Below are 9,402 nucleotides of genomic sequence, written 5' to 3'. Positions count from 1 at the left end.
TAATGAAATCAATGGTATCTCAAGAGTAGTCTACGATATCTCTGGTAAACCACCTGCTACTATCGAATGGGAATAAAGCGGTATCACTTTGTAATTGAAGGTCGCGTGCAAGGTGTCAGCTATCGTATGTCAGCACAAATCGCAGCGCAGAAAATAGGCGTAACAGGCTGGGTGCGAAATCTGCGCAGTGGGCAGGTTGAGATGGTCGCAGAAGGTGAACCCGCTCAACTGGAACAATTACTCGAATGGGCCTGGCAAGGACCGAATTTTGCACAGGTCACTGATATCAGCCTGGAAAAACTAACCGCTACTGGCGAATTTAGCCTGTTTGAGATTCGTTAGTCCAATAAATATTTAAGGAGACGGTCATGGCACAACGTTTTAATAGTAAAGGCTTTTTATTACGTTTGTTGTTTGCCGTTTTGCTGGTATTTATCAGTTATAACCCGAGTGGTTATAGCTATTATCATTGGGCCAATGACGCTCTGTTTGGTAACGCTGGTATGAATATTACCCCACCATTTGCCATGGCCACCGTTATTATCCTGATTGGCTGGACGGTTTATCTCAGAGCAACATTCCGATCATTAGGTGGATTTGGTCTTATCCTCGCGTTTGCCTTTTTTGCCATTATTATCTGGTGGTTATTTGATTTAGGTATTCTGGAATTCCTTCATCATGCCGCTTTTACCTATATCATTTTATTTCTTATCGCTACTGTGCTCGCAGTGGGAATGTCATGGTCGCACATACGGCGTCGCTTATCAGGTCAAGCCGATATGGATGATGTCGATGAGTAAGCCATAAAAATTTTCCTGATCCAACACTAATTTTCAGTTTGAATTAAGCCTCGAGGATTATCGTTCTTCTTTAAGTCATATCAATGTCTGGCATTGGTAGAGTAACCAAGTTGAAGGATAAACGCATGGCTCTTTTCTCGGATAAAACCCGATCGAGATTACTACTTATTGTATTACTGCTCAGCACGATTTTAAGTGGCTGCCTCTGGTTCAGCACCGTGAGTTCTGCCACAACTAAAACCAGTGAAGTCTGGGATCTTAATCACTATCTGCTCAGTAAAACGCTGATGATTGATGGTATAGAAGATAACTTATCAGGCATAACCTATCATCCTGATTCTGGAAATCTTTATGGCATTATTAATAATCCTGAGCAGATCGTTGTCATCAGTAAAAATGGTCAATTGCTGAGAAAAATTGATTTAATAGGTTTTTCTGATACTGAAAGTATTGATTATGTAGAAGGCAATCGATTTATTATCAGCGAAGAGCGGCAGCAGACCATTAGCTTTGTTGACATACTCGATACAACGACAGAAGTTCACTATTCTGATGTCAAAACCCTTGCCCTGCTTCCCCCTGAAAAAAATAATAAAGGCATTGAGGGGATTGCCTTTTCACCGCGACACGGCGTGTTTTTTGTGCAAGAGATGCCGGCCCGGATAATGCATTTTGCATTGGAAAATGATGAGCAGACCAAGCAGTTTGATGTAATGAAAAACCTGCGTCTGGAGGTCGATGACTTCTCGGGTCTTACCTTGTTGCAGGGCCCGGAAGAAAGATTACTGGTTTTAAGTGATGACTCACACAGCCTGCACGTAATTGATTTGTCGGGAGAGGAAATATCACGAATCAGATTAGGCAGTGGTCCTTATCGTCTTTGGCCTAAAATGAGCCAGCCTGAAGGGGTTACAACCGATGCTGAGGGTAATATCTATGTTGTTGGCGAACCTAACCAGTTTATGGTGCTGAGAAGAACGACACCATTGTAAATTTTGGACATTAAAAAGGGCGGTTTCCCGCCCTCTTCAGTGTTTCATTTACCTTGATTTACGCTTCATAGGTTGATGCTGAAACATTACCGCCTCTGCCGGTCCAGTTGGTATGGAAATATTCACCGCGAGGCTTATCCAGCCGTTCATAGGTGTGGGCACCAAAATAATCCCGCTGGGCCTGCAATAAATTGGCAGGTAAGCGTTCACTGCGATAACCATCATAGAAAGATAATGCACTGCTGAATGCAGGTACCGGAACCCCAAGACTGATGGCACAGCCTACGGCTTTACGCCAACCCGGTAAGGCCTCAGTAATAGCATCAATGAAGAAATCATCCAGTAACAGATTTCCCAGTTGGGGATTCCGCTCAAAAGCATCGCGAATATTGCCCAGGAAGCGACTGCGAATAATACAGCCGCCTCTCCACATCAACGCAATACCACCATAATTGAGCTCCCAGCCATAGGTTTTGGCTGCTTCACGCATTAGCATGTAACCTTGGGCGTAGGAAATAATTTTTGAAGCATATAAGGCATCACGAATTGCGTTAACCATTTCAGCTTTATCGCCGGAAAATTCACCTGCTTCTGCAGGCAAAACACTAGAGGCCGTCACCCGTTCATCTTTCAGAGCAGATAAACAGCGGGAAAATACGGCCTCTCCAATCAGCGTTAATGGAATGCCTAACTCCAGTGCATTGATACCAGTCCATTTACCCGTTCCTTTTTGACCGGCAGTATCCAGAATATGATCAATCAGCAAACTGCCATCAGGTTCTTTCACCGCCAGGATATCGCGGGTAATCTCGATCAGATAGGAGTCCAAAACCCCTTCGTTCCATTCAGCAAATACCTGCTGAATTTCATCACCGGACATGCCCAGGCCTTCGCGCATCATTTGATACGCTTCACAAATCAGTTGCATATCACCGTACTCAATGCCGTTATGCACCATTTTTACATAATGGCCAGCGCCGTCATTACCGACCCAGTCACAGCAGGCTTCCCCATCAACCTGTGCAGCAATGGCCTGAAAAATGGGTTTAATCGCAGGCCATGCGGCATTATTACCACCAGGCATTAGAGAAGGTCCGAAACGTGCGCCTTCCTCACCACCTGAAACACCGCTGCCGACAAACAGAATGCCTTTTTTATGCAGTTCATGGGTACGTCTGTCACTGTCATTAAACAGTGAGTTACCGCCATCAATAATGATGTCACCTTTATCCAGATAGGTAACCAGTTGCTCAATAAAAGAATCAACCACGGGACCCGCTTTCACCATCAACATGACCCGACGAGGCATTTGCAGGCTTTCGACAAATTTTTTCAGATCATGGCAACCGATAATATTGGTATCTTTTGCTGGCCCCTCCAGAAACTCATCGACTTTGGAGGTGGTCCGGTTATAAACCGCTACCTTAAAGCCTTTGTCATTCATGTTGAGCACCAGGTTCTGTCCCATCACGGCTAAACCTACTACGCCTATATCTGCTTTTGTATTTTGAATAAGTTCACTCATTTTTGTTCAATCACCTTTATATATTCGCCTCGGGCTTCTCGTGTAGAACCGACCACAATTCGGCAGGTTCCGGAAGCATCACATTCCAATGCACCGCAAACCTCAATGAATTCTCCTTTTTCCACTTGTCCAACATAGGTATGGGTAAAGGAAATAATTTCAGGAGTCAGTGCATTATCCACTCGGTATCGTGCAGGGAAATCAAATGCACGACTGTCATCGGTCACCCGACATTGGATGGTTTTAATGCCTTGTTTGAGGAAATGCCGATGTTCGATATCAAGCTCATCTGATAGACAGACCATTCCTATATCGAATTTACTGCCATCAATCATCGCTTTATTGCATTTCCGGTATTCATGCCAGCTAAAGGTGTCAAAATCCAGCTCACTATCCCGTCGCTGATAGTTTTCCTGCATTTGAGTTATATCCAGCTTCTGAAGCAGATTATCTGCAATTGCTTTTTTAACGGCAGAGCGACATTGATGAAACGCCTCACGTCCGTATATGACCAGATCAATATCGGATGTCGCTTTTTGCTGATTAATCAGCATTGATCCGGTGAGCCCCATGGCATCAATATCCACTGAATATTGCTGCAAAATGGCTATCAATTTATGTAGTTTATGCTGCAGCGGATCTTCAGCTGGTTGTTTAAGTAATTGCTGCAATCGTTGCTCGGGACGGTGATGATGAATAATGCTGTTCACCGGAACCGCATGAAAGGCTGCATCAAACTGGCTGGAATAAAATAAAAACTCTGGATGATGGCGTTCCAGTAAACGGTTAGCCTGTTCAGTATCCACTTTATGCCAACCATGTTGATCCTGCACATAACGTAAAAAGCAGCCCACTTTCTGATCATGTGAGTGATAGCTGACTACGGCAAATATCAATCCATCTTCAGTTTCAATGAAGTCTTTGGGCAGAAACGGAAACCCTGTCTGTCTCAAAAACCTACCTCCCGAAATAAATTTTATAGTGGCATAACCGCGCCATTATGACTTGTCTGTTAATCCAAACATGCCGCGTAATGCAAGAACCATTATCAACAGTAATAATGCATCAATCAGCCAACGCCCCTGTTCACCAAAAAAACGCCCGTTACAGATACCTTCAAGTAGTGTTGTCAGCTTGATGTTATGAGCTTCAAGTTGCTGCCTAAGTTCATTTTTAGTGGATTCCGGGATAGGGATGGATTCGCTCCATGAAACTCCCTGCAACGATATCAATTGCCAATCATCCAGAATCGAATTCCCTTGCCACATCCCACTTCGGGTTTGCAGCACCGGAAGACCATGATGTAAGCCAATATTCTGGATCTCGGCCGGTATAAGTTCTGCAGCCCCAAGTGTGCCGATATACCCGCCTTCGGTATCAAACAGAATCAGATTGTCATCTGTTGCCAGAACAATGAGATCCTCCAGTAAAATACCACCTAACAATGGACGGTTAAGAAGCAGTTTAGGTTCGGCATTCACATAAAGTTGTGACTCGATTTCCATAAACAGCTGTTCAGCCAGACGCCATCCATGTTCTACCGGCACATCCGTCCGTTGATAATGTTCAAGCAACCAGGGATTGGTCAGTTTGTATTGGTCCAGCTTGAGATCTCGTGCATGGTTCAGCAGCAAAGTACAGGTCAGCCAAATAAGCATCAGCACAGAAATGATCACAATCGCTGTGACTTTTATCCCTTTCAGCATTTACCTAGTCCCAAATAATTTTTTCAGTGCAGCTACAAGCATAGCTGAAAACAGCAGCAGAATTTTATCTTGCCATAAATTTCAGACAAAAAAAGGGAGCAGAGCTCCCTTTTTTCACTGACCACCAGCATTTTAACGAAAGAACTGTAGGGTCTGTTGACCTTAGGCTCTAAAGATAAAGAGACCCTTCGTCAGATTTGGTGTTGATCAAGAATAATCGTGTGAAAGGTGTATTACATCATTATCCGCATATCGGCCTGATGTATTTCACGTTGGCGCATATGAAACAATGCTTTGCTGATATCAATCGCATAAGTCGCAAAATGCTGCTCCGTCATGCGAATGGTGATAGCCCCCATATTGACGTGCACCATCTGACAATCAGGGCAAAATTGGATATCACAGGTACTGGAAGAAAAGACGTTTTCCGGCTGGCAGGTATTTGAAGCCATGATTAAAGATCCTTATTTTAAATTTGAAGATTCAGAGACTTTCCAACATATCGGGTAATCCACGCTGTTGGCCTCGATGAAGTTGATAACTGAGTAACCAGCGCTGCGATAAGGCTCGCCAGTGCTGTTTCTTTAAAGGGTGCTCGTTATGGGTTAGTAATAACCGATAATTTCTTGAAATCTGTAACGCAATACATGCTGAAGCGTGTTGGCGGTACATCAATTCCAATTGTTCATTGGCGGCTAAAATGACAGCTTCGCACCAGGTTTCTGCTCTCTCTGCTCTGTTTACATTCATGATTAACTCAATCTGTGAGCTGCCGCTGCCAGCAGCATGCTCCACACTGTTCGTTTGGATTTTTTATCCAGACAGTTAAAGTCAGCGGCATGTAGTTTGCCCTGACAGATTAATGCTTCTAGTCGATCAGGACTAAACGCCACATGTATTGCTTTTTGTTTCGGAAAATAATTTTTTGATGACTGCATCTCGTATACCTCAGCAATATTGATAAGGTTAAACGCAGTATAAGGACTGATTAATCTAAATGCAAATAATTATTATTTAGATTAATAAAGTGGTGCGAGTAGTCGTTTTTATGGAGAGTAGGAGCCTGTTCCATAATAGCCATAGCCTAAAAATGGCGCATCATGCTTTGGATTATAGGGCCGTGAGGACTCAGGATCTTTTTGTGGCCACACGTGACTTTCCTCGAGTGTAATCAACGGTAGCGATAACATTTTTTGATCGACTTTTTGCAGTTGTAGTGAGTTAACGGTACCGATAAAAGTAGCCAGTTTCTCTGGGGAATAAATCATTGGATCGAGAAAACTTTCACTGCGAACAATAAACCGGCCAGCACTTTTTTCGGTTGAGATGGGAACGCCATACCGCGTCAATGGAAACTGCACGATGGTCAATTCAGAAAAATTCTCATAATTCGCTACGTGAGCAATCATTCCACCCCAGCGTACTGTTTGCTGCTCATAGGATTCAAAATTCTGCAGCACCTCTTCATAAGGGATGTCATTATGAGATTTTGCGTATATCGAGGGTTGTGTCGCCGCACAGCCTGCCAGCAAAAACATTAGTAATACCGTTAAGATTCGCATAACAAATTCTCCACAACCGTTACTCAACAGACAGTTTCAGACCACAGATGTTACAGAAATAAATTTATTCTGTTGAAGAGGATCATCGCTTATTTTTACGTGCAGCTTTTTTGGCCGCTTTTTCTTCACGTCTCTGTATTACCTGCAACCACTCACGTTCAGTCATCTCGGGTGTTTCCAGCGTCAGCCTACCAAGTTGACCATTGCGTAATTCAGTCAGCAGAATTTTACTGATCCGCTCAATATCGGCCACGCCACCGGCTTTAATACAACCACGCTTCTGGGCCATTTTTTCCAACATCGTTTGCTCATGGTCAGTGATGCCATCGACATGAAATCGACTTAACAAAGCTTGAGGATATTGCTGCATAAGATACTTGACGGCGTATAAGGCAATATCATGATTCTCAAAAGCAGTTTCTTTAATGGCATGGGTAATGGCCAAACGATACCCACTGTCATGATTTTCCACATTAGGCCATAACACTCCCGGCGTATCATGTAATACCACCACATCATCAACGATAATGCGTTGCTGAACCTTGGTCACTGCAGGTTCATTACCCGTTTTGGCAATCTGTCGCCCGGCCAGTGCATTTATCAATGTCGATTTACCAACATTGGGAATACCCATTATCAGTGCCTGAATTTTTTTCACACTGCTGGCTTTATGCGGTACCAGTTTTTGGCACATCGCAATTAATTCTTTGCCACGCGTTGTCTCATTGGCAGACAGAACCAGTGTTTTGATTCCCTGCTCCTGCTCAAGATATTGTTGCCAGATTTCAGTCAGTTGCGGATCAGCCAGATCGGCCTTGTTCAGCACCTTAAGGCAGGGCTTATCACCTCGAATAGCCGCCAGCATGGGATTGGAACTGCTGTACGGAAGTCGGGCATCCAGCACTTCGATAATCAAATCCATCTGCGGCAGGATTTTTTTCATCTCCAGCCCGGCTTTATGCATATGTCCGGGAAACCACTGAATCGCCATTAAAAACTCACTACAAACACCAGAATTGGTTTATCCATTATACCGCCTAAGCTAAATATAACGTTCTTCTTCTCTCAGAAACTTGTTGATATCAACTTCATCAATTTGTTCTTGTGCCATAAACTTTTCAGCGTAGTGTTTGTAAACCCCACTGGTGAGGAATAATTCAAACACATCCCTATCCATCAACTCCTGCTCAACCAGCTGATGCAAAATGAAAATTGCCACGCTCAAGGTTTTGGCTTTTTTATACGGGCGATCTGCTGCCGTCAGGGCTTCAAAAACATTGGCCAGCATAATGATGCGTTCAGGCACCGATAAATCATCAGCAGTGAGCCCCCGCGGATAGCCAGTACCATTCATTGTTTCCAAATGAGTTGTTGCATAACGTGGGATATTTGAAAGCTCATCAGGATACGGCAGGGATTCAAGCATTTTGATAGTGGTCAGAATGTGTTCATTGATTCTGAAACGCTCTTCCTTAGTCAGGGTGCCGGATTCAATGGTCAGGTTGTACAGTTCACCATGATTAAAACCGTATTCCGGTTGGTTGAGATTCTCCCCTGCCCGGGCATCCTCAGCTGCTTTCTGATTGCGAGGAATAATATGTTCCGCTTTATCTGCCAGCAACTGTTCAGTGACCGGAAGAGTCGTTGTCGCATCAGTCTGCTGATCCAGCTCAACGGGAGATAGCCCTAATTGATCATCAAAATGTCGTTCCCAAGTGATTTTTGCCAGTCGTTTCAATCGTTCATTGGTATTCTGATCCATAAATTCTGTACCAATATTGCATTGAGCAATAAAAGCAAAATCATCTTTTAGCTGCAGTTGCTTTACCTTTAAAGCTTCTTCATTCATTGCACGATTTTCGGGCCGTTGCAGGGTATGTTGCCAGAACTCTATTTCGGCATCACGCCATAACACCTCAAAGCGCATACGGATCTCATGAATCCGGTTATAGAGCATTTCCAGTTTGGTACGTTTATCAACCAGATATTCCGGCGTGGTGATTTTTCCAAAGCTATGTAACCAGGCTGCCAAACGGAATTCCCGCTGCTTGTCTTCATCATCCAACTTGAAATATTTAAAAATCTGCTCGTTTGATTTATCCGCTTCGTTTGCCAATAACATCGACAACTCGGGTACCAGCACACAATGATGTGTTGGATAAGATGATTTTGCATCAATCGCATGGGCTACTGATGCAATCAACGAATCGGTCCATTGCTGTTGTGCTTGTTGATAAGCTCGACTTGTCTGTGACAGTTCAAGTAATTTTTCGCTTAACGCACTGAATTCCAATAAGTGATGAGATGGAACGTCTACCGCAGAAAATTGACGCTGTTGAATATGCTCAATATTTAGCTGAAGTTTTTTCACGGCAGATAATATTAGCGAGGCAAACCACCAACTGAACGGCAATAGGAATAACAACATCAAGCCGGCAACCAGCATGGCATTTTGAGTTTTGCTCCACACCTGACTCATCACAGTATTCTGCGGTGACATGATGGTGAGGTACTGGGGTTCAACATCATTGATGGCTATAGCCTGATGATAGACATAATAATCCTGCTCATTAAGTCTTATCGATTGAAGTTTATCGGAAACCTGTAGCGCATCATTTTTAAAGCGCTCCAGACGAAATGCCTGGGGGTTACCGTCGGTATCTATGGAATTAAACCATTTATCAACTAAGGCCTGATGATGACTATCCGATAAATTTTCCAGTGCCCGGTTAAGAACGTCAGTAAGCCCCGTATTTTGTCGATTCACCATAAAATGTAGCCCGGTTGGCAATTCTGCTGGCGAGAAATCTACCCCCT

At 43.7% G+C, this 9,402-nt stretch carries 13 protein-coding genes; 4 read left to right on the top strand and 9 right to left on the bottom strand.

Annotation, left to right across the window (positions count from 1 at the left end; translation table 11 throughout):
- The first annotated feature begins 7 nt into the window (after positions 1 to 7).
- The 4 genes from B3182_RS16350 (at position 8) to B3182_RS08740 (ending at position 1,792) form a co-directional block, all read left to right on the top strand.
- Positions 8 to 76 (top strand): hypothetical protein, encoded by a 69-nt coding sequence (locus B3182_RS16350; protein WP_224154079.1) that lies wholly within the window; start codon positions 8 to 10, stop codon positions 74 to 76.
- Positions 67 to 342 (top strand): acylphosphatase, encoded by a 276-nt coding sequence (locus B3182_RS08750; RefSeq protein ID WP_292356456.1) that lies wholly within the window; start codon positions 67 to 69, stop codon positions 340 to 342. Before B3182_RS16350 ends, B3182_RS08750 begins: the two co-directional genes overlap by 10 nt.
- Before the next feature lie 26 nt (positions 343 to 368).
- Positions 369 to 800, top strand: coding sequence for a DUF6524 family protein (locus tag B3182_RS08745; RefSeq protein ID WP_292356457.1), 432 nt, complete (start codon positions 369 to 371; stop codon positions 798 to 800).
- A gap of 125 nt (positions 801 to 925) precedes the next feature.
- Entirely contained in the window at positions 926 to 1,792 is an 867-nt protein-coding gene (locus tag B3182_RS08740; RefSeq protein ID WP_292356459.1) for an SdiA-regulated domain-containing protein, read from the top strand.
- Positions 1,793 to 1,850: 58 nt separating this feature from the next.
- Here the strand turns inward: B3182_RS08740 and gnd are convergent, their stop codons facing one another.
- The 9 genes from gnd to B3182_RS08695 form a co-directional block, all read right to left on the bottom strand.
- Positions 1,851 to 3,317 carry a decarboxylating NADP(+)-dependent phosphogluconate dehydrogenase gene (gene gnd / locus B3182_RS08735; protein ID WP_292356461.1) on the bottom strand — a complete coding sequence of 489 codons (1,467 nt, stop codon included), beginning with the start codon at positions 3,315 to 3,317 and terminating at the stop codon, positions 1,851 to 1,853.
- Positions 3,314 to 4,270: a hypothetical protein gene (locus B3182_RS08730; protein ID WP_292356462.1), complete on the bottom strand. Its 957-nt coding sequence runs from the start codon at positions 4,268 to 4,270 to the stop codon at positions 3,314 to 3,316. Before B3182_RS08730 ends, gnd begins: the two co-directional genes overlap by 4 nt.
- 45 nt (positions 4,271 to 4,315) lie before the next feature.
- On the bottom strand, positions 4,316 to 5,023 hold the full coding sequence (locus tag B3182_RS08725) for a peptidase (RefSeq protein ID WP_292356464.1): 708 nt from the start codon (positions 5,021 to 5,023) through the stop codon (positions 4,316 to 4,318).
- A gap of 233 nt (positions 5,024 to 5,256) precedes the next feature.
- Positions 5,257 to 5,475, bottom strand: coding sequence for a hypothetical protein (locus B3182_RS08720; RefSeq protein ID WP_292356465.1), 219 nt, complete (start codon positions 5,473 to 5,475; stop codon positions 5,257 to 5,259).
- Between the two features lie 31 nt (positions 5,476 to 5,506).
- The gene (locus B3182_RS08715) at positions 5,507 to 5,773 is read right to left on the bottom strand and encodes a hypothetical protein (protein WP_292356467.1); all 267 of its coding nucleotides are present in this window, start codon (positions 5,771 to 5,773) and stop codon (positions 5,507 to 5,509) included.
- A gap of 2 nt (positions 5,774 to 5,775) precedes the next feature.
- Positions 5,776 to 5,961, bottom strand: a complete 186-nt coding sequence (locus B3182_RS08710) for a hypothetical protein (protein WP_292356469.1) — start codon at positions 5,959 to 5,961, stop codon at positions 5,776 to 5,778.
- Between the two features lie 108 nt (positions 5,962 to 6,069).
- Complete coding sequence (locus B3182_RS08705) at positions 6,070 to 6,585, bottom strand: Slp family lipoprotein (RefSeq protein ID WP_292356471.1); 516 nt, start codon at positions 6,583 to 6,585, stop codon at positions 6,070 to 6,072.
- Between the two features lie 82 nt (positions 6,586 to 6,667).
- Positions 6,668 to 7,576 carry a ribosome biogenesis GTPase YlqF gene (gene ylqF / locus B3182_RS08700; RefSeq protein WP_292356473.1) on the bottom strand — a complete coding sequence of 303 codons (909 nt, stop codon included), beginning with the start codon at positions 7,574 to 7,576 and terminating at the stop codon, positions 6,668 to 6,670.
- Positions 7,577 to 7,627: 51 nt separating this feature from the next.
- A partial coding sequence (locus tag B3182_RS08695; RefSeq protein ID WP_292752388.1) for an HD-GYP domain-containing protein occupies positions 7,628 to 9,402 on the bottom strand: 1,775 nt, incomplete at its 5' end.

It is taken from the genome of Methylophaga sp. UBA4204, assembly GCF_002379485.1.
Classification (GTDB): Bacteria; Pseudomonadota; Gammaproteobacteria; order Nitrosococcales; family Methylophagaceae; genus Methylophaga.
This window is presented reverse-complemented; position numbering and strand designations above follow the sequence as displayed.